Annotated in this window: 22 protein-coding genes and 1 pseudogene; 5 read left to right on the top strand and 18 right to left on the bottom strand. The window is 68.2% G+C overall.

Annotated elements, in window-relative coordinates; all coding sequences use genetic code 11:
• Positions 1-547: 547 nt before the first annotated feature.
• The 3 genes and pseudogenes from H7X46_RS28115 to H7X46_RS28105 all read right to left on the bottom strand — a co-directional run bounded on the left by H7X46_RS28115 (position 548) and on the right by H7X46_RS28105 (position 1,735).
• A complete protein-coding gene (locus H7X46_RS28115; protein ID WP_186362211.1) occupies positions 548-685 on the bottom strand; it encodes a hypothetical protein in 138 nt (45 codons plus the stop codon).
• Positions 686-914: 229 nt separating this feature from the next.
• Positions 915-1,123, bottom strand: a pseudogene (locus H7X46_RS30255) (transcriptional repressor); the annotation flags it as partial.
• Between the two features lie 57 nt (positions 1,124-1,180).
• Positions 1,181-1,735, bottom strand: a complete 555-nt coding sequence (locus H7X46_RS28105) for a CGNR zinc finger domain-containing protein (protein ID WP_186362210.1) — start codon at positions 1,733-1,735, stop codon at positions 1,181-1,183.
• Between the two features lie 192 nt (positions 1,736-1,927).
• On the opposite strand from H7X46_RS28105, the gene H7X46_RS28100 reads away from it, so the two are divergent.
• Both H7X46_RS28100 and H7X46_RS28095 read left to right on the top strand, forming a co-directional pair.
• On the top strand, positions 1,928-2,803 hold the full coding sequence (locus H7X46_RS28100) for an alpha/beta fold hydrolase (RefSeq protein WP_186362209.1): 876 nt from the start codon (positions 1,928-1,930) through the stop codon (positions 2,801-2,803).
• A 318-nt stretch (positions 2,804-3,121) separates the two neighbouring features.
• The gene (locus H7X46_RS28095) at positions 3,122-4,279 is read left to right on the top strand and encodes an MFS transporter (protein WP_186362208.1); all 1,158 of its coding nucleotides are present in this window, start codon (positions 3,122-3,124) and stop codon (positions 4,277-4,279) included.
• Here H7X46_RS28095 and H7X46_RS28090 read toward each other — a convergent pair.
• From H7X46_RS28090 to H7X46_RS28075, 4 genes are all read right to left on the bottom strand, one after another.
• Positions 4,272-5,141, bottom strand: coding sequence for a pyridoxamine 5'-phosphate oxidase family protein (locus H7X46_RS28090; protein WP_370589021.1), 870 nt, complete (start codon positions 5,139-5,141; stop codon positions 4,272-4,274). The genes H7X46_RS28095 and H7X46_RS28090 overlap by 8 nt on opposite strands.
• A gap of 60 nt (positions 5,142-5,201) precedes the next feature.
• On the bottom strand, positions 5,202-5,675 hold the full coding sequence (locus H7X46_RS28085) for a VOC family protein (RefSeq protein ID WP_186362206.1): 474 nt from the start codon (positions 5,673-5,675) through the stop codon (positions 5,202-5,204).
• Between the two features lie 260 nt (positions 5,676-5,935).
• Positions 5,936-6,589, bottom strand: coding sequence for a response regulator transcription factor (locus H7X46_RS28080; RefSeq protein ID WP_255426953.1), 654 nt, complete (start codon positions 6,587-6,589; stop codon positions 5,936-5,938).
• Between the two features lie 273 nt (positions 6,590-6,862).
• Entirely contained in the window at positions 6,863-7,339 is a 477-nt protein-coding gene (locus H7X46_RS28075) for a MarR family winged helix-turn-helix transcriptional regulator (protein ID WP_186362204.1), read from the bottom strand.
• A gap of 336 nt (positions 7,340-7,675) precedes the next feature.
• Between H7X46_RS28075 and H7X46_RS28070 the strand changes: the two genes are divergently transcribed.
• A complete protein-coding gene (locus H7X46_RS28070; RefSeq protein WP_222132514.1) occupies positions 7,676-7,969 on the top strand; it encodes a hypothetical protein in 294 nt (97 codons plus the stop codon).
• 3 nt (positions 7,970-7,972) lie between these two features.
• A complete protein-coding gene (locus H7X46_RS28065; protein WP_186362203.1) occupies positions 7,973-8,557 on the top strand; it encodes a hypothetical protein in 585 nt (194 codons plus the stop codon).
• A gap of 74 nt (positions 8,558-8,631) precedes the next feature.
• Here H7X46_RS28065 and H7X46_RS28060 read toward each other — a convergent pair whose 3' ends face one another.
• The 11 genes from H7X46_RS28060 to H7X46_RS28010 all read right to left on the bottom strand — a co-directional run bounded on the left by H7X46_RS28060 (position 8,632) and on the right by H7X46_RS28010 (position 18,329).
• On the bottom strand, positions 8,632-8,955 hold the full coding sequence (locus tag H7X46_RS28060) for a hypothetical protein (RefSeq protein WP_186362202.1): 324 nt from the start codon (positions 8,953-8,955) through the stop codon (positions 8,632-8,634).
• Positions 8,956-9,017: 62 nt separating this feature from the next.
• Positions 9,018-9,494 carry a sigma factor-like helix-turn-helix DNA-binding protein gene (locus tag H7X46_RS28055; RefSeq protein ID WP_186362201.1) on the bottom strand — a complete coding sequence of 159 codons (477 nt, stop codon included), beginning with the start codon at positions 9,492-9,494 and terminating at the stop codon, positions 9,018-9,020.
• Positions 9,495-9,625: 131 nt separating this feature from the next.
• Positions 9,626-11,326 carry a tubulin-like doman-containing protein gene (locus tag H7X46_RS28050; RefSeq protein ID WP_186362200.1) on the bottom strand — a complete coding sequence of 567 codons (1,701 nt, stop codon included), beginning with the start codon at positions 11,324-11,326 and terminating at the stop codon, positions 9,626-9,628.
• Positions 11,327-11,341: 15 nt separating this feature from the next.
• Positions 11,342-11,641, bottom strand: coding sequence for a hypothetical protein (locus H7X46_RS28045; RefSeq protein ID WP_186362199.1), 300 nt, complete (start codon positions 11,639-11,641; stop codon positions 11,342-11,344).
• Positions 11,642-11,661: 20 nt separating this feature from the next.
• Positions 11,662-13,167, bottom strand: a complete 1,506-nt coding sequence (locus H7X46_RS28040) for a tubulin-like doman-containing protein (protein WP_186362198.1) — start codon at positions 13,165-13,167, stop codon at positions 11,662-11,664.
• 372 nt (positions 13,168-13,539) lie between these two features.
• Positions 13,540-14,064: a hypothetical protein gene (locus tag H7X46_RS28035; RefSeq protein ID WP_186362197.1), complete on the bottom strand. Its 525-nt coding sequence runs from the start codon at positions 14,062-14,064 to the stop codon at positions 13,540-13,542.
• A gap of 410 nt (positions 14,065-14,474) precedes the next feature.
• Positions 14,475-15,542 (bottom strand): substrate-binding domain-containing protein, encoded by a 1,068-nt coding sequence (locus tag H7X46_RS28030; RefSeq protein WP_186362196.1) that lies wholly within the window; start codon positions 15,540-15,542, stop codon positions 14,475-14,477.
• Positions 15,543-15,731: 189 nt separating this feature from the next.
• Positions 15,732-16,619: an ATP-binding cassette domain-containing protein gene (locus tag H7X46_RS28025; protein WP_186362195.1), complete on the bottom strand. Its 888-nt coding sequence runs from the start codon at positions 16,617-16,619 to the stop codon at positions 15,732-15,734.
• Positions 16,616-17,347 carry a cobalt ECF transporter T component CbiQ gene (cbiQ, locus tag H7X46_RS28020; RefSeq protein WP_186362194.1) on the bottom strand — a complete coding sequence of 244 codons (732 nt, stop codon included), beginning with the start codon at positions 17,345-17,347 and terminating at the stop codon, positions 16,616-16,618. Before cbiQ ends, H7X46_RS28025 begins: the two co-directional genes overlap by 4 nt.
• Entirely contained in the window at positions 17,347-17,637 is a 291-nt protein-coding gene (locus H7X46_RS28015; protein WP_186362193.1) for an energy-coupling factor ABC transporter substrate-binding protein, read from the bottom strand. Before H7X46_RS28015 ends, cbiQ begins: the two co-directional genes overlap by 1 nt.
• Positions 17,634-18,329 (bottom strand): energy-coupling factor ABC transporter permease, encoded by a 696-nt coding sequence (locus H7X46_RS28010; protein WP_186362192.1) that lies wholly within the window; start codon positions 18,327-18,329, stop codon positions 17,634-17,636. Before H7X46_RS28010 ends, H7X46_RS28015 begins: the two co-directional genes overlap by 4 nt.
• A 497-nt stretch (positions 18,330-18,826) precedes the next feature.
• Between H7X46_RS28010 and H7X46_RS28005 the strand changes: the two genes are divergently transcribed.
• Complete coding sequence (locus H7X46_RS28005; protein WP_186362191.1) at positions 18,827-19,270, top strand: MarR family winged helix-turn-helix transcriptional regulator; 444 nt, start codon at positions 18,827-18,829, stop codon at positions 19,268-19,270.
• The last annotated feature ends 258 nt before the right edge of the window (positions 19,271-19,528 follow it).

The raw sequence follows: 19,528 nt of genomic DNA, 5'->3' as shown, positions 1-19,528 counted from the left end.
CGCCGGGGGTACGGAGGACGGGGTGCCTCGGCGCCGTGCCCCGACGGCGGGTCCGCGCGGTGCGGGCGGGCGGCCCGGGGGCGCAGGAGGTGTCCATGGGCGTTCTCCGGCTTCGTCGACGGATGGAACGGCACGGCGGCACTGCTCGACGACGATCGCTCCGAGCAGGTCTGACCGCCCTGACCATCCTGGTACGCCCGGGCCGCCGGGGCGAGCGTGCAGCCGGGGGTACCGGCGGGCCCGTCCGGACGGGAACGCTCGACGGCCCTACCGCTGGGCGTCCCCGGAAGGCCGGTCCGGCTCCTCGGGCGGGCTGGTGTCCGAACCGCGCCCGTCGCATTCCGGACAGAAGGCCACGTAGCTCGGCTTCCCGGCGTCAGACATGATCATCATGCGGGCTCCGCGGCGTCGGCAACATGTGCACGTGTACGACCGCACCACCGCTATGCGTTCCTCGGTCATGAAGCCAGGCGTACCCGCGGACTCGGGATCGAATCGTCGAGCCGGCGCCGACATGGGCTCGGGGCCCGCCGGCGGGAGCCGGAACCTACCGTCGCCGGTCCTGGCCGGATCGCTCCGGATCGTCGGCCAGGTCCACCTCCGATCCCGCGGCGTCGCAGTCGGGGCAGAAGGCGACGAAGCCCCGCTCGTCGCCGCCGTCGTCGTCGTTCACCACGATGAGCACGCGGCACCCCGGACGCTGGCAACACGTACAGGTGGCCAGTCGCGCGGCTGCCGTCCGTTCTTCAGTCATGACGCCGGCATACCCCCGGCCACGGGTTCGAATCGTGCCCCCGCCGTGGCGGTTCAGTCCGCCAGCAGATGTTCGCGGCCGAACATCGCGGCGGCGGCGCGGGCGCTGGGGACGCCGGCGTCGAGGTCGGCTCCCGCGGTGCGGAGCACGGTCACGACTCCCGACGGACCAGGCCGGCCGCTGTGAGCGCGCGCAGCACGTCGTAGACCCCGTGGGTGGACACCGACCCCAGGTCGCGGCGGACGGCCGTCGCGATGGTCTCGGCGTCGGCGTGGGGATGGGCCGAGACATCGTCAGCACGGAGACCCGGGGACGGGTCACGCGCAACGACGCCCCCTCCAGCAGGGCGACGGCATCGATGGATGGCATACCTAACGCCTGCCAGTTTTCTGGAGTGAGTCACGGAAAGGGGATATCACCGATCCGTCAGGGCGTGTGCCGTGCGTAGTGGCGAGCCACCTTGGACCGGTTGCCGCACGTGGTCATCGAGCACCAGCGACGAGCTCCGTTCCTGGAGACGTCGTAGAAGTACAGGACACACCGAGGATCGGCACAGCGCCGGATCCGATCCGGCGCCGTCGTCAACAGCCGCAGGTACTCCGCTGCGGCCAACCAGGCGGGCAGCCAACACGGGGCGTCGACCTCCTCGAGGTCGTGTGGCCGTCCGGCCGCCAGGGTCCGGCGGACGCGTCCGTGATCCAGCACCGCATTCAGGTCCCGCTGGGCGCGCTGCGATCGGGGACCTTCTGCCAGAACCGCGTCCAGCGCCGCCCTGGCGAACAGCACCGCCTCCAGCGTCGCCTCGTCGGCCGACACGCGCTCCGCGAGACAACTGGTCTCCAGCCAGGTCGCCAGCCCGTCCAGGCTCTCCAGCAGGTCGCACGGACCGGACGGGTCGACCCACCGGGTGTTGACCAGATCCAACGGCAACGGCTCGTTGCGCAACGGCCGAGGATCGGCGAAGGGCCTCGGAGCTGCCATGTCCCCTCCAGATGCTCGCGGTCCGGCGCCATCCTAACCAGTGGCACGTCGATGGCTGGTTTGACACCGGTCGCAGGTGCCAGGCGTCCGCCACACCGGCGCCCCGCCATGCTAACCCTCAAGTCAACATTTACCGGTTAGCCTGGCTCGCCTACGGTCGTAACCGTCGTCGATCAAATAAGGAGTTAGGACATGACCGTGACGCATCACCGTTACGCCACTGTGGGCGGGCACCAGATCTTCTACCGGGAGGCAGGACGGGCCGACGCGCCGACGGTCGTGCTGCTGCACGGCTTTCCGACCAGCTCGTTCATGTTCCGGGACCTGATCCCGAGGCTGTCCGACCGATACCACGTCATCGCCCCCGACCACCTGGGGTTCGGCTTCTCGGACGCGCCGTCGGTCGACGAGTTCCACTACACCTTCGATGCGCTGGCCGATGTGACCGCAGGACTGCTCGATCAGCTCGGCGTGCACCGGTACGCGATCTACGTGCAGGACTACGGGGCGCCGGTGGGATGGCGGCTGGCGCTGGCCGACCCGGAAGCCGTCACCGCCGTGATCAGCCAGAACGGCAACGCCTACGACGCCGGCTTCGTCGAGGAGTTCTGGCGCCCGGTGTGGGATTTCCAGCAGGACTGGACACCTGAGACCGAGGAGGCGGTCCGTGGCGCACTGACTCTCGAGGCGATCCGCTGGCAGTACACGCAGGGCGTGTCGGACCCGTCGGTCGTCAGCCCGGACACCTGGCACCACGACCACGCGATGATCTCCCGACCCGGCAACGATCGTGTCCAGCTCCAGCTGTTCCGGGACTACGCCACCAACCCGCCCCTGTACCCGCGGGTGCACGAGTACTTCCGTGACAGCGGGGTTCCGGTGCTGGCGGTGTGGGGACGCGGCGACGAGATCTTCGGGCCGGACGGCGCGCGCGCGTTCGCCACCGACAGCCCGAACGCCGAGATCCACCTCCTCGACGGCGGGCACTTCCTCCTGGAGAGCGCGATGGACGAGGTCGTCCCGCTGATTCGCGACTTCCTGGATCGGCGCACGTCCGGTCCCCGGTGACGAGAACCGCCGACCTACCCGCAGATGTGGTCTCCGTGCCGGGCTGCGCGGGTGGGCCGGCGAGCCCGGTGCCGACACACCGGGGTGAACGTTCGTCGTCGCCGTTCACGAGGTCGAGGGCGAGCACCGAACGACGACGTGATTGACGTCGCAGCAGCGTTTTCGTCACGCTGCACCATCGGCGGCGGGAGGCAGGTGCCATCCCGCGGTACAGAAGGACACGACGATGGTGATCGGCGACGCTCGAGGAGCAGTGGAGTCCCGGCCGATCCCCGAGGGCCGCCAACCGTGAGCAGGAGGCGGGCGGTCACCGGTGCGGTGCTGCTCGATCTCGCTGTGAGTCCGCTGTTCGTCTGGGACGTGTTCACCCCGACCCTTCGGCATGAGACCGCGGCCGGGCAAGCCCAGCTCGCTACCGTGTTCTCGGTCGGCCTGCTGGTCTTCATGGTCGGCGTTATCGTCGGTGGCCGGCTCGCCGACTCGGTGCCACCTCGGTCGCTCGCGCTGATCAGTGCCGCCGGCTGCTCGGCCGGGCTGCTCGGCAGCGCGGCGGCGTCGTCCGTGGGCGCCCTGATCGGTACCTTCGGCGTGCTGCTCGGCGGTGCGACCGGGCTCGGGTACGCCACGGCGGTCCGTGTCGCGGGGACCGTCGGATCCGGTCGAGGCCTCGCGCTGAGCCTTGTGGTCAGCGCCTACGCCGTCGGCACCGCCGTCCTCGCCCCGGTGACGGCCGTGTCGCTCCGAGCTGTCGGGCGAAGCTGGACACTCGTCCTGCTCGCGGTGTCCGTCGCCGGCATCCTGTCCGTTGCGGCAGTCCTCGTTCCGGGGCGCACCGCCGACACGCGGCCGGCGCGGCACCGCCGTGCAAGCGGGGGGACGCCCGTTCGCGTTCACCCGCGGGGTCCGCTCGTCGCACTGTGGGTGGCGTTCGGGCTCGGTAGCGCGCCTGCCCTGGCCGCCTTCGCACAAGCCGGGTCGCTGGCCGGTGCACCGTCCACCGGCACGCTCGCGCTCATGCTGCTGAACGTCGGGAACTTCGTCGGCCGGCTCCTGGCCGGCCCACTGTCTGATCGGGTCGGGCGAATTGCAGCACTCCACGCCAACTCCGTGCTGCTCATCCTCGCGTGTCTGCCCCTGGCGATCGGTACGACCGGATTCCTCGCGCTGACCGCCCTTCTCCTCCTGGGGACCCAGTACGGTGCACTGTCCACACTGGCACCGGCGGCGACCTCCGATGCCGTGCCCGGCCATCAGTTCGGCACGATGTACGGGCTCGTGTTCACCGGATGGGGCGTCGCAGGTCTCCTTGCGCCGGTGACGTCAGCGGAACTGGCCTCTCGCGTCGGTTTCACCGGCGTCTTCCAGGGCTTCCTCGTCGTGGCCGCAGTGGCCTGGGCCGGTGTGGCGACTCACGCGAGGCTGGTTCACCGGCAATCGCACGGAGATCCATCGGACCGGGAAACCGACACTACGTGATCGCCGGGTTCCGGGAGTAGCCCTCGTGCGACACCGAGCGGAACGGAATTCCCACGGTACGGACGACCTCCAGCGGGAGGAAGCGGACTCGGCGCCCAGTCCCGGAGTCGTCACCCGGCACACCAGGTGGATGCCAGTCGAGGTACGCCTCCCCGGAGAACTGAAGACTCGTTCCCTCGTGGAAATCGATGAACAGCAGGGACGCCTCGGGGTTCACGGCGATGTTCCCCATGCTGTTGAAGAGATTGTTGCCGGGATAGTCCGGCCACCATAGTTCATCGGCCTCCACGCGGACGAACCCCGGGCTACCACCACGATGCGACGCGTCGATGCCGTGTGTCGGATGCGCCGTGCCCAGGAAGAAGGTGTCTGCGCGCTTCACCTGGGCCGCATGCTCGGCCTCGAGCCGTGTGTGGTGCGTGACCGAGAAGCGATTCCCCGATTCTCCGACCGGTTCGACGACCTGCTGCTGAATGTACTGCGGACAGTTACCGAACGTCTGGTCGGCAGCGAGTTCGAATCCGGTTCCGCCGACGTCGCCCACGAGGCCGTTCACCCGCAGTCGCCTGCGGCGCTGGAAGTCCAGTACCAGCATCCCGGCCAGGCTCCCACGCTGCAGGCCATGCAGAGGGTCGCCCGGTCGCGGGCGGCCGGCCACCCTCAGCGCGGCGCCGTCGGCGGCGCAGAATCCTGGCACCCCGTAGAGGGGCGATGTCCACAGCCTGCCGTCGGCAGCACGAGACGTGATGACCGCGAAATCTTGGTCGGCGAGGAACCTGCGCATCCCGTCACTGATGTTCGCGTTGTGCAGTATTCCGACGAGGCGTGCCGCTTCAGCCGTCAGACCGGCCTTGTGCTGCACCTGCAGCTCGCCCTCGTGAAGGCCGTCTCGGGATGTCAACCCTGGCTCCAGGAAACGGATCTACTCGAAGAATCCACAGGATGGCGCTTCGCCGGCCACCGCGTGTTCCTTCGCGATACCCGCGGGAGCGCAGATTTCCAGCCGCAGCCCGTCAGGATCGAGGAAGAAGAAGCCACCTGAATCAAAATCACTGCTGTGCGGAACGATCTCGCCATCGTACAGCAACTCGACCCCCTGAGCGCGCACCTGGTCGCGGATCCGCAGAACCTCCTCGGCCGAGTCGACATGGAAAGCCAGATGGTGCAGTCCGGGGTTCTGGCCGGAGAAGCTCCCGGTGCTCTGTTCCCAGAGGGTGATGGCCAGCTTGTCGAGGAAGCGCTCGGAGGTCACGTCCGGATTGCCGAGGAAGGCGAACCGCCGTCCGTGCTCGGTGGACCGGCCGAGGACATCGAGCCCGAACGTCGCCTCGTAGAACCTGCTCGACCGCTCCAGATCTGTGACGTTCAGTCCGATGTGTCCGGTACGAAGTGCCATGTCGCTGCCTCCCGGGCTCCAGTCGCCGAAACTAACCGGCTAGATCTAGTATTGCCAGTTAGTCATGGATGTCAAGTCCTCGATTCCACGACCTGAGGCCAGGGTGCATCGCTCCCACTTCCTGGCCGGCAACATCGCGCTCGACCTGGGCAACACGGTGCTGGTCGCGAGTGACCGGTTGATCGATCTGGTGTCAACTCCGGACCACTGCAGCCACGACCCGATCCGCACGTCCGAGAGCCACGACGGACGAGTCGGCGTCAGCCCGGACTCGCTTTCAGCTCAGGCGCACCGTGCCAGGCAGCGAGGTACGCGAGTTCCGTCCGTCGGTTCGCCCCGTACTTGTGGATGAGGTTGGCGATGTGGAACTTGACCGTCGTCTGACTGACGGACAGACGCTCGGCGATCTCGCGGTTGGTCAGGCCGAGCGTGACCAGCGGAAGGACCTCCGATTCCTTCACCGTCAACCTCGGGACCGTCCACTGCTCGACTCCGCGTCGAACCGGATCCTCGGACACCGAGCCGTGCACGCGCCCGGCTGCCGCATGGCGGACGGCACGACGGATCTCGGCGCCATCGGCTCGACAGCTCACCACGCTGATGGCACCGTTCGTCGCCAGTGCAGGAGCCACCGACAACGAGTTGAGCAGCAGGATGATCGCGGTGTCCTGCGCGACGAGGTCGAGGAGGTCGGCGTCGACCCCTCTTTCGTCGTTCCCTTGATCGTCGGCCTCGGGTTCGACGACAGGTCGTGGCAGGTCGACGATCGTCACCTGCGGCCGGAGGAGCCGAACGCGACGTACGCCGTCACCGACCGCAGCAGCCTCACCGACCACGTCGAAGAAGCCGGCGCACGAGTGACGCAAACCGGACCTCATCAGAGGCCTGTCTGCGATGACAAAGACGTCGATCATCACCCATCCCGGGGTGCGGTGCCGAGCCGCAGCTACCACCCGCGCACCGGTCGCGACGGCGCGGGCACCGCTCAGCGCGGCGAGGTGCGGCGGCCGCAGCAGGAACGACCAAGGCAATTACTTCCGTTAGAGACGATACCAAACGGAAGTAATTAGAGCCAGCGCTCGTCGAGCTCCGCAGGCTCCCGGCCTCTACCGTCCCCGCAGCTCGCCCCCGGGCAGCCCTCGCGGACCGTCGCCGGCGGGACGGGCAACCGGCCCGGCGTCACACGATCAGCCCCGCGAGTCCTCGGTGACCGGGCCCTGCGCAAGCGAGGCGAGCAGATCGAGCAGGAGGGGACCGTCCCGGCCGAGACGGGTGACGACGTCCACCTCGATGGCCTCCACCTTCGCCGCGACGTCGTGGTGAACCTCGCGGCCCTTGTCGGAGATGAACGCCAACACACGACGCCGGTCTCGGTCGTCGACCAAGCGATACACGAGAGCGGCGTCGACGAGCCTGTCGACGATCTTCGTCAACGTCGCACCCGGGACCACGATCGCGGCTGCGAGCTCCGACATGGGGCGCCCGTTGCCGTCGGCGAGGATGTCGAGGACACGCCACTGATCGATCGACAGCCGGTGGTCGACGAGCACCTCCACCTCGGTCTGCCGCGCCAGCTCTCGATCGACCTGCCCCAGGAGGCGCCCGAGGGGTGGCCCCTCAGCCGCCCGTCGGACGACGCGCAGCGTTTTTCGGTCAGACTCCATCGCACTTCCCCCGTCCGCCCAGAGCGGGCTCCGACGCGGCGCGAACCGAGGTGCGCGGCGCCCATGCTGTCGAACTGAACATTGCCATGATGAAGGTACCTGCCTCGCAGTGCACGCTCGACAGGTTCGTGACATATCGCTCGTACGACCCGTCGCCCGTCAACCTGCACGGCGTCGGGCGACGGCGTGCCACTGACCAACTTTCGCTTCCCAATGAGAGTATTGCACATGATAAGGTTCTTCGAGAGCCATCGAGGTCCGCCAGCCGAGTCCCGGAGACCGACCCCTGACGGCCTCGCTACGCGAACCTGCCCGGAGGGAGCCGACACGGTGCCGATGACATGGACCGATGTGGAACGTCGGTACGAGGGCGGTGCGCACATCCCGACCGTCGCCGGCGGGCGAACCCTCCACGTCACCGATGTGGACGATGAAGGTGTCCACATCCGCAACCCGCTCTGGAGTGACGTCCTGCGTCGCACGGACCTCGAGAAGGCCGTCGAGTTGATCGACGCCGGACGGATGAGCCGCGACGCGGGCCGATTCGTCGAGGAGTACCGGGTCATGGTCGCTGACGTCCGCGCGACATCCGTCGCTCATGTTCTCAAAGACCTCGGTGTGCTGGAGTGACGTGTGGAGCCCGACTGCTGGCAGCACTACGAGCTCGCAGCCGTGATCGGCGCGCGGCGTCGGATCGATCGGTTGACATGGGCTCTGGAGCCCGACGGGCCTGCCATCCCGGTTCTCGATCTCGACGCGGCCGACCTCTGCCTCGTCCCGGTGCTACAGCGGTCCGCCGGGGTGCCGGACCGACCGGGAAACCCCGGCGGAGGGCCAGGGGACGAAGCTGCACCCGCCCACCGCAGTAGGACGATGCTGCTCGGTCCTGAGTCCGGATTCACCAGACTCACCCGCTGCCTCCTCGACTTCATCGAGCTCGCGTCGGCCGACGGGAGCGTGGCCTACGCCGAGGCGGAGTACTCCGAGTCACGTGGCCGCCAGGCCGCGGCCGTGTGGACGGGCGGCGGGCTCGTGACCGGCCCGCTCCTGCTCGGACCACACGAGGTGTTCCACCCGTCGAGCGCGCCCATTTCGGTGGCGCTCCGTGCCCTCGGTGTTCGGGGAGACCCCCGTTACGACCCGTTCCTCGTCGTCGGCCTGCACCGGCACCGTCGAACATCCGACTGGCTGGACGTGCGTACCGACAACGGGGCGTAGCACTGCACCTGAGCTCGGCTTGCCCGCGTCGCAGCTGCGGAGCGGGCAAGCCCGATCGAGCGCCGGCATTCGAATCAGACGATCGCACCCAGATGGTGCAGCACGACGGCGCTGAGGTTGGGCACTCGGCTGCAGCCCACCGTCACCTCCGATCCCGACGAATAGCGGGCCCTGATCTGCTCCGCGAGCTCGAGGGGTGTGGTCCCCGCCGGTGCCTGCTCGAGGACGGCCACGGCCGTTCGAAGATCGTCCGGTGTCAGGCAGGCTCGCCACAGTTGCTGGCGGAGGCAGAGCTGCTCCGAGTCGATGCTCTCGACCCGGAGACGAGAACTGCCCGCGAGTGGCTGCAGGACGTCTCCCGGTTCGAGCCTCTCGATCAAGTCCGACCACTCGATCATCGCGATCTCCTTTCACCGTCGCAGATCTCGTCACGGACCGATGGATGGATGGATCCGCACCGTCAGGTGCCGTCGCCAGGGATCTCGTTCGTACCCGCGATGCCGCGCACGAGACGCAGCACGTCGTCGCGGAGATCATGAGCGACCTCTTCCGGTACGCCCAGTTTCCTGGCGGTCTCCTCGGTGCCGCTTCCGTGCACGAAGCTGAGGACGAACACACGCCGCTGCTGCTCGGTCAGCTCTCGGAGTCGCCGTTCCAGCTCCGGCCAGACGGCCGAGCCCTGTAGCTCGCCCCTCCGGGCAGCGGCGATCTGCTCCTCGGCCAGGTGGCCGACGCGGGCGGAGAAGGGCATCCCGAAGAAGCGAAAGACGCCTGGCCGGGCGAGCATGCCGGCGACGACCTGTGCGCTGACCCGGCTGGCGAGCAGCCGGTCCCCCAGTCGATGGTGGCAGGTGAAGCGCACGGCTTCGTAGGTGGATCGGACGCGGTCCAGCCACTCGTCGTACTCGTCCGGCTCCAGCGTGGATGGCTGCGTCATCGTGCCCCTCGGGATGGTCTCGGGTGAACGGCCGGGAGTCTCACTGCACCAGTTCCCACGGCGAGCCGCCCCCTCGCCACCAGGTGGCGAGGGGGCGGCGTCGACCCGATGCTGCTGGGGTCAACCGCCGGTCACGGGGTGGGGACCACCGTCGTGACCGCCGCGGAGATGTTGGCGGTCTGGATCTCCACGCCGGTCGAGGGCAGAGCGGCCTCGCCGCGGATGTCGTCGTAGCTGATGGTCGTCGGGACCGCGCCCTCTCCCAGCGCCTTACCGGCGTAGTCCCCGAACTCCTGGTTCCGCTCACTGAGGGCGATCCCCAGTTCGAGCAGGAACGAATGGTGTGCGAGCCGATCCTGCTCGGGCAGAGCGTCGTAGATGGCGCGGCTCTCCTGGAAGGCCACGAGATCGGGCCGGGCCACCCCCGTCATGATGATGTTGGTGTAGACGGTGAGCTCGTCGAAGAACTCACCGACCGAGGTGCGCAGTGTCCCGTCGTCACCTGGAAGCAGGTACCGGCTCAGTGTCTCTTCCAGCTTCTTCTGCAGCCGGTCGTTCCAGCGCGACCGGGCAGAGAACGTGTGCGCCTCGATGTAGTCGGTCTTGAAACCCTCGCGCACACCCATCCACTTCGGCAGGTAGCCGACCCAGGTTCCGATCATGTCCCGCCACTTGCTCATCGGCTCCCCGGGCAGTACCTGCACACCCGGGTGCGTCAGCTTTGCGACGTTGAACAACGTCCACGTCCGGGCTCCGGGGCTGATGCGCTCGTGCGGCGCGCCGGTGTAGCCCGAGGGACGCAGCACGCGGAACAGCTCGCGCCCGTAGTCGTTGAGCACGTATCGGCAGAACGAGTCGTCGACGAACTTGTTCGTGACGTGCAGCGCCTGGTAGTGCCGGACCTCGGGAAGCACGCCCTTGGTGATCGTGGTGTAGCGGTGCAGGCGTTCCCAGGACTGCTCTTGGGGCAGGGCCAGGAAACCGCCGTTGAACGGGTTCTTGTACAGGTCGCCCCACACCGAGGTGATCGCCGCGTTCTTGGTCTCGTCGAGCATGCAGTCGAGGTCGTTGAGCGTGGCGTACACGCTCGCTCCGCGCTGGTACTCCGGGTCTCCGGAGCACGGCAGGGAGCCGACACCGACAACCGGTACGCGCCGGCCCAGCCGGACATTGGTCAGGTGGCGAGCCAGATCGACCACCATGCCGCTTCCGGTGCCGCCGCCGATTCCGAAGAACACCAGGACGATCGACGGCAGGCGGGTCTGGTCGACGCTACGGGCGAAGTCGTCGAGTTCCTTCCTGAGCGTCCCGTCGCTGCCGTAGTAGGCGTGGCCGTAGATGGCCTTCGCCACCGCCCGGGGGAAATGCTCCTCCTGCGCAGGCTGCTCCAGCTGACCGACGTAGTTCTTGTCGGCCGTCGGCAGCGTCACGTTCGGCGGCAGCCACGGCACGAATGCGGGGCGGTAGTCGAACCGGGGGTACTCCTCGGCGAGCCACTCGGGGTATCGCTCGAGCGACCGAGAGAGCTCGTCCGCGCCGGGAACGGGTAGGTCGACCGAACGGATCTGGGCCCGGTCGGTCGGGATCTCCCGCTCGCGGAGCCGGTCGAGGAACGAGTCCCCGTACTGTCGCATCTGCCGCATGTCGGCGTCGCCGATGTCGACGGCCAGCGCGGTGAAGCGCGCACGCGGATCGTCGAGCATGTCCTCGAGTTCGCCTGTGCGCATCAGTGCGTCGATCATCTGAGCGCCGGTCTTGCCGATTCCCACAGCGTGGATGCAGTGCGGCGCCTGCTTTCCGGTAGCACTGTGGTAAAGCGAGAGTCCACTCATGTCGGGTCTACGCTCCTAGTCGAGATAGCCGAGGTCCTTGAGGACCGTGGCTGCGGTCGTGGGCCGTTCGTCGGCCACGGCCGTGCGGTACTGGTCGATGAAGTCGGCGGCGTCCCTGGTCATCTCTCCCTTGTCGACCAGGTCGATCGCCCGTTCGAGATTCTCGCGGCTCAACGATGCCTTCCACAGGCGGTGCTTGACGTAGATCTTCTCCTCGTCGGCACCGCTCACCGACAACGTCGCGGTGCCGGGGAGGGAGTCGACCTCGGCACCGTCCCGGTAGCGCTCCATGACTCGGGCCCAGTCCAAAGGCATCTGTGATCCACCCCCGGCGATCAGGCGAGCTGGATGTCGGCGGGCTCTTCGCCGCGGATCGCGGCATGGGGCACGACGACCCAGCACGCGCAGCCCAGCAGGCACTCTCCACCCATGGACTCGAACCGCGTGGACGGCTCACACAGCATGACGCCGAGGTCGAGGATCCAGGAGTGGGCCATCAGCTTCTGCTCCCAGTCGAAGCTGTCGTAGGCGTCCCGGGTCGGAACGAACCAGCGCAGGTCCAGCTTGCTGAGCTTGGCGACGAATGCGGTGGTGCCTTCGAGCTTCGCCTCCGGGTAGGTGGCGACTGCCGGGCCGGCCTGCGCCGCCGGCAGCTGGATCTCGGAGTTGTCGCCCGCGGCCGCCGCCCCGAACCGGCGAACCTCCGCGAACCGCGGCTCGGCTCCATCGACGAGCTCACGGCCGCTCACCCCCGGGGTGTGCTCGGGCGCGTCGACGGCGAGCAGGTTGATCCACCGGTCGGTCTGATCACTGCGAATGGCCGGGTGCCAGCTGCTGGCATCGACATTCAGCCAGTTCAGCGCCTTGATCGACTCATAGACGTGCTTTCCTCCGTCACGCACCAGGAATGCGGCGAGTCCGTCGTCGATGATCCGATGGGTCGCCTCGATGTCACCGGTTCGCTCGTAGACGGCGTTCTGCGGGACGGCGAAGAAGCCTGCGGTGAAGGGGTTCTTGTACAGGTCCCCCCAGACGGTCATGACGCCCTGGTTCTTCTCCCCGTCGACCATGCAGTCCAGCTCGTTGATCGACGGGAACAGGCGGCCGTCCCACACCTCGTCGGTGTCGCCCTCGCAGGGCAGCACGCCCATGCCCAGGACCCAGGGCCGCCGGCCCAGCTTGATGTTCGACAGGTGCCGCGCGAGGTCGACCACGATGCCGCTACCGGTGCCGCCGGCCAGGCTGAACGCCACGCAGACGATCGGAGTCGCGGGGCTGTTCAGGATCCCGGCGACGAACTTGTTGAGTTCCTGCGCGACCTCGTGGCCCTGGTAGTACTCGACACCGTAGATGGCCTTGGCCAGGGCGCGGGGGAAGTGCTCGTCCGCCGCAGGGATCTCGAGGTCGTTGGGCACCCAGGGCTCGTAGTTGGGGTTCCAGTAGTAGCGCGGGAACTCGGCCTTGAGGAACTCGCGATACCGCCGGAGCCCGCTGAACAGCGTCGTCGAGTCCAGCGCCGGCAGCGCCACCGTCTGGACCGAACCGGCCGGTGCCTTCTTGCCGGCCGCGCGGGCGCCGGCGAGGTCGGCGTCACCGATGTCGATCGCGAGCGCGCTGAACCCGTTCGCGTTGTCGGCCAACGGAGAATCCGCTGCCGCACGGACGAAGCTCTCCACCACGTTGGCGCCGGTCTTGCCGATACCGAGCACGTGGATGGAGAAGGGGCCCTCATGCTCACCTGCCTCGTGGACCCGGCGCTGCACCAGGTCCTCTACCCGGGAGGCGTCCGCACCCGACGTGGCGTGGCCGTGGCCGTGGCCGTGGCCGTTCGCACCTGTCATGTTCGATCTCCAATCTCGTGTTGCCTAGCGGAGCGCAGCCTTGGTCCCGCTAGCGAAAGCGGCAACAGCCGCTGATCCCCGGGCCCGAAACGCTTCGAGCGCGGTTCCTTGCTCCGGACGGAGGGGTTCGTGGCCCGTTGACCCCGTCCCGAACGAGACCGAGGGAGTCGGGAAGCCTCCGCCCGGCTCCTCGGTCGGGACCGGGTCGGAGTCGGTACCTCCTTCGTTCCTCGGGTTGACCGATGACGCTGCCCGGTCCGGGCGTGTGGCCGACAGATGTAACCTACTGGAAAAGAGCCAGAATGCAATACATCCGAACGGAACGAATCGCTCGGCACGGCGAGCGCAGCCCGATCACCTCCCACGCGCAGGTCATGTCCGCTGCCTCACGACCTGGTCGGCCATCGCGAACCAGTCGTCGGTGCTACGGCATCGATCGAGCCCGGACACTGCGAGCTCCTCCGAGAGTCCGTCCGTCAGGAGACCGAGGCGGCTCAAAGCCTCACCGACCGGCGTCGGCTCGCGCACGGGATGCGCGCGGGACGGCAGCAGGTAGTCGGGCCCGTAGGCGGCAGAGCCGTTCACCCACACCGCTGCGGCCTGCCGTGCCGACGTCACCGTGCAATGGATCTCCAGGTACCCGACCGGCCCGACGAACGACGCGTGTCCGATCACCTCGTAGATCGCCGGGGTCATCCACCGGAAACCGGTCTCCGGGGGAACCGGGACACCCTGCACGCCCAGCACTCCGGCATCCAGCATCTTCGGCAGCGGAAGCACGTAGAGGTCATCACGGAGTGCCGCGACTCGTGCGGCCCGGCAGGCGATCGAGAGCAGCACATCGTGACAGGCCACGAGCGCACGTAGCTCGAACAGGTCCTCGACCGTGCCCTCCATGTCCGACCCCGCAGACCTCGACGTCCCACGGTCCCGCGCCGACACCCCGTTCCTCGACCGCTCGTCCGGTCGGGGGCCGACGTTGGACCCAGAATTACTTCAGATCGGTAGTTTGTCAAGCCGAAGTTATCGGTCCGCTTCGATCCCGGTCCGGGCGCCCGCGCACCACGAAAGCGCGGACACCGACGCCCTGATCCGATCGGACCGGTCCGCCGGCCCCGTCGCCGGATCGTGGAGCCGATCGATTCGACCAGCGCCTGCGCGTCCGCACTGCGCACGCAGTCGGCGCGGGGCGTCACATCGGCACGCCCCCCGCCCCGGTCGGAGCTACCGGCCGTCGGCGAGCCGAGACCGGTGAACCGTCCGCATGAGGAGCGAACCGGACGAGCTGTCGGACTGCAGGACGGTACTCACCCTGCGCCGTGGAGTTCGGTGAGGACATCGAACTCCAGGCCGTCGGCACGCGCCAGGTAGGTCGGCTGGAGCAGATGCTGGTTACACATCCGCACCGGCCCGCGCGGCCCCTCGTACGAGACGACATCGGACGCCCGGCTGATCCGACCGACGTCGGTCGCACGGGCAGCGGACGCGAGCTCTGCAAGCAGGGTGACACCCTCGTAGCACGACTCCCCCGGCGACGCGACCGCCGGCGCGCTGGGTCCCGCCAGGTTCATGTACCGCCGTTCGAAATCAAGCCCGTAGGCGGTCCCGAGTGTCTCGAAGAAGCCGGCCGCCGAGAAGAGATCGTGGGTGTTGGCGGCTCCCGTTGCCATCAACATGTTCTCGTCCATCAGCGGGCTCAACCGCACGCACCGCTCGTGGGCCCCCCTCGCGGTGAACGCGCGGTTGAACCGGACCGCGTCCGAGCCCAACAGGAACATCAACACTCCGTCGACCTTCGAGTCCTCGAGGCGCCGCACGACCCCGCCGAAGTTCTCCGAGCCCACCGGCACGAAGATCTCGTCCCGGACCTCCGCCCGTACCTGCTCGGCATAACCACGAGCCGCCCGGGCGGACATTCTGGGCCAGACGTAGTCGTTCCCGACGATCGCCCAGCTCCTGATTCCCAGCTCCTCCGACATCCATCGCATCGCAGGGAACACCTGGTTCGACGGCGTCTCACCGGTCAGGAACACGCCCGGAGTGTGCTCCCCGCCCTCGTACACCGCGGTGTAGATGTAGGGCACTCGGCCGCACACCCGTGGCACCAGCTGCTCCCGTACGGCAGAGGTGTGCCACCCGGTGACCGCCTCGACCCGGCCCGTCACGACCAGCTGCTCGACTGCGGCGGCGACCCGCGACGGCTCCTGGCCACCGTCGACGGTACGGAGGCGAACCTCCCGGCCCAGGATCCCGCCGGCTTCGTTTATCTCCATGGCGGCGAGGCGGCCGCTGGTCTGGCAGGACGGGCCGTAAATACCCGACGGCCCGCTCTCGGGGACGACGAAGGCGATGTCGAGGACGTCGTCACCTGCCATACGGTCCTCCGCACCATCGCTCGAGGATCATCAGCGTACTCGCGGGTCCGTGGAGCAGATCGACTTCTCAGCACCTGGGCCTGCCGGACGCCAAGTGTTCCCTGTCCGGGAGCCCTGGCACAACACCGTCGCACTCCCGTAACCCCGCGCGCTCATCGACGCACTGATCGTGACGTTACCTCCGAGACCCTACCGCTCGAGCGCCCACTCCGGAGCCGCGTCGTCGGCCCAGATGCGGGACGTTCCCTGCGGGCCCGGAACTCCGATCAGCTCGTGGAGCTGGGCAGCCGTGCGCGGGGCGGGTCCTCGGTAGCCGGTCATCTCCAGGAGCTGGGCGACGGCAGGCGCCCAGGCCGGCCCCAGTCGTGCGGAAGCAAGCGCGTGCGGGTGGTCGACGATCCAACTCGCGGGGCCGAGCCGCACTCGACCCCGCTCCACGAGGGCGATCTCATCGGCCCAACGGTAGGCAAGATCCACATCGTGCGTCGAGAGCACGATCGCGGTACCGGCGTCGTGCAACTGGCCCAGGACGGCGATCAGTTCCTCGACGCCTGCCGGGTCCAGCCCGGCGGTCGGTTCGTCGAGCACCAGCACGCGGGGGTGCATCGCCAGCGCACCGGCGATCGCCACCCTCTTTCGCTGTCCGAAGGACAGGTGGTGGGTCGGCCGGTCAGCGAGGTCGGTCACCCCGACAGCAGCCAGTGCGGTGGCGACGCGAGCATCGACGACGTCGACCGGCAGACCGAGGTTCAGTGGACCGAACGACACGTCCTGAGCGACGTCGGCGGCGAACAACTGGTCGTCAGGATCTTGCAGGACGATCTGGGCCGCCTGCCGTAAGCGGGTCAGCCCCCGCCGGGAGCGGTCCACCGGCTCCCCGTCGAGCAGGACCTCACCGCGCGCCGGGACGAGCAGGCCGAGCAGCAGCCGGAACAGTGTCGTCTTCCCGCCACCGTTCGGCCCGAGAACCGCCAGCTTGCGGCCGGCATGGACCGCGATGTCCACGTCGTCGAGCACCAGGGGTCCGTCTCGAAAGGAGAAGGACAGACCGCGGGCCTCCAGGACGGCCGGGGTCACGGGATCATCACCAGTGTCACCAGCACCACTCCTCCCAGCAGCAGCAAGCTTGCCGCGATGAATGCCGGGGACGACTTCCGCTCGGCGACCCGAACGCGGAGGGTCCCGTCGTAACCACGAGCGCCGAGGCCGGACTCCATCCGCCGCGCCCGCTCGAACGCACGGATGAAGACGGTGCTCCCCTGGCAGGCCAAGGAGCGATACGTCGCGCGGCGTCCCCTGAACCCCATCCGGAGTGCCTGTGCGTCGCGAACGACGCACAACGTGTCGAGCAGCAGGAACATCATCCGGTAGACGAGCAGCGTGATCTCGGTGACGGCCGGCGGCAGGAACCGCAGCCGGGGTAGCGAATCGGCGAGCGGCGTGGTCGCAGCGAAGAGGATCAGGCAGCTGACCGCGGCCATCGAACGCCCCAGCAACTCGGCAGCGCGAAACGGTCCGTCGGGCGCGAGCGCGATCCACGGATCTCCGCCCAGCGTGATCAGGAGCGGCATCGTGCCGACGACGACGAACCCGAGCGGAAGCCGCAGCAGCCGCAGCACCGTTCGTGGCGGGATCCGGGCACCGACCACCAGCAGTGCGAGCGACGCCGTGGCCGTGAGCACGGCCCCGGGCCACGGCGGGAGGCCGACGGCCAGCGCCAGCAGGCCGAGGGAAAGCAATGCCTTCTCCCCCGGATGCCGCGCCCGCCAACGGTTGGTGTGCGCAACCTCGTCGATGAGCAACATCAGTTCTGGTTCGTGGCCTTCTGCTTCGACCGGGTACGCGCTACGCCGATGCAGTAGCCCAGCACCCCGGCACCCGCGGCAGCCTGCAACGCGAAGATTCCCGACTCGATCTCGGCGGACGGCGGCTCCCACACCGGCTCGAACCAGGGCTCGTAACCGGTCGACTCGACGACCTCCCCTGCTTGACCGTCCGACCCCGAGTACTCACCGGGCACGAACAGGACCGGAATCGCGACGAGTGCCACGATCGCGACGACCAGGAACACGGTGATCAACGTGGACCGGTTCACGAGGCGACCTCCTTCGTCTCGCGGGGGCCCGCCGGGCGGAGCAGCCCGAGTCGGCGGAGCTCGTCCGGTGTGATCCGCACGAGCAGCCGGATGACGAGCACGGTCAGCAGCGCCTCGGCCACCGCGAGCGGGATCTGGGTGAACGAGAAGATCGACGCGAAGGTGACGAGAGCGCCCAGGAACCCGGACGTCGGATCCGGGAACGCCAGGGCCAGCTGAGCGCTGGTGATCGTGTACGTCCCCAGGTCGCTGAGGAACGCCGCAGCGAACACGGCCGGGCCGAGGCTGCCCCCGACCGCCCGGACCAGGGCGTACGCCCCGTACGCGATCCAGGGGCCCGCTATCGCCATCGAGAACGCGTTCGCCCCGAGCGTCGTCAGGCCACCGTGGGCGAGCAGCACCGCCTGGAAGACCAGAACGACCGTGCCGAGCAACGCCATGACCGGGGGCTTGAACAAGACCGTGCCGAGCCCGGTCCCGGTCGGATGCGACGACGAACCGGTCACCGACGGGATCTTCAGTGCCGAGAGCACGAACGTGAACGCGCCTGCTGCCCCGAGCAGGAGCTTCGTATCGGGTTCCTCGCGGACCCGGCGGACGGCCGCACGCGCGCCGTGCACCACGAACGGCGCGGCGACCACGGTCCACGCGGCCGCATGCAGCGGTGGAAGGTACCCCTCGGCGATGTGCACGACCGGAAGATACGGCCACGCCCCCAGTCGATGCAAGAATGAACTATTCACAATCGATGTTTTGCCGCGTCGGGCCGCAGGCAGGCACGTGCCGCCCCCGGTCGCGCCGGCAGCCCCGCCGGGGAGGTCGCCACCCGCCGGGAGCGAGCGCCCGCCGCCTCGCACCCGAGCCCCACAACTGGAGGACGAGTCCCTGTCCCCCACCACCTCGTGCGGAGAGTCCCCGGAGCACGACGTCACGCAGAACGGCAGAATCGATGCCGATTACCGTCGAACCCGGACAGCAGAATGGCCGATCACGCCCGCGCCGGCACACCGTCGACCCTCGCACCACGTGTTCATTCCGAACCTGGGCGAGAAGCTTCGCCGATTGCTACAGTGCCGGGACAGTGTTTCGATCGAGAAGCCAGGAAGAAGATGAGCGCACCAGGATCCGTCGACGAGCCCTCCCCGCCGGCACCGTGCGGGGCGCACGTCCGAACAGCTGCGCGGCCCAGATGACGATCGAGCCGAACGTATTCGAGTCGGTCAGATCGTTCACGGTCGCAGCACAGTGCCTGGCCAAGAACCTGGACCTTGCGTTGCGTGCCTGCGGCTCGGACTTCGATCAATGGCGCATACTGAACCTGCTGGTGCACAGAGGCGAATTCACGATGGGCGCACTCGCAGCCGACGCCATGCTACTTGCGCCGAGGGCCAGCAAGCTCGTTGCCCGACTGGCGGAATCCGGCCTGGTGGAGCGGCGTGTCGACGCTGGCGATCGACGTAAGGTCGTGGTGTACGCCTTACCGGCCAGCTTACCGGTACTGGACGAGTGGAACTCATCCGTCGCCAAGGTCGTCGAAGGCTACCGGAGGGCGCTGGACTCCGACACCGAGAGGTTCGAGGCAGCCCTCGGCAGGCTCGCCCAGACGTTTCCGTCCGACGCGTGCAACGACTGAGGACGCAGCATTTCTTGGCGGCCGCCGGCCGCGGCGCCAACAGTCCCCAAGTGGTCGAGCGACTGGGGTGACGGGTCAAACCGCGGCCGGCGGCTCACAAACCCTTGCGGGCTTCGACACGGAGAAACCTCTCGTGTCGATTTGATCGTCGTTCAACGGGGAGGCGGGGTCGTCGCCCCGCACTCCGGAATCTGATTACTCACTGAGAGATGGTGCAGGACCACCCGACTCCGGACGGAACAAATCCGGCCGGACGCG

It is taken from the genome of Pseudonocardia sp. C8, from assembly GCF_014267175.1.
Classification (GTDB): Bacteria; Actinomycetota; Actinomycetes; order Mycobacteriales; family Pseudonocardiaceae; genus Pseudonocardia.
Note: the sequence above shows the minus strand (reverse complement) of the source record. Positions and strands in the feature narration are given on the sequence as shown.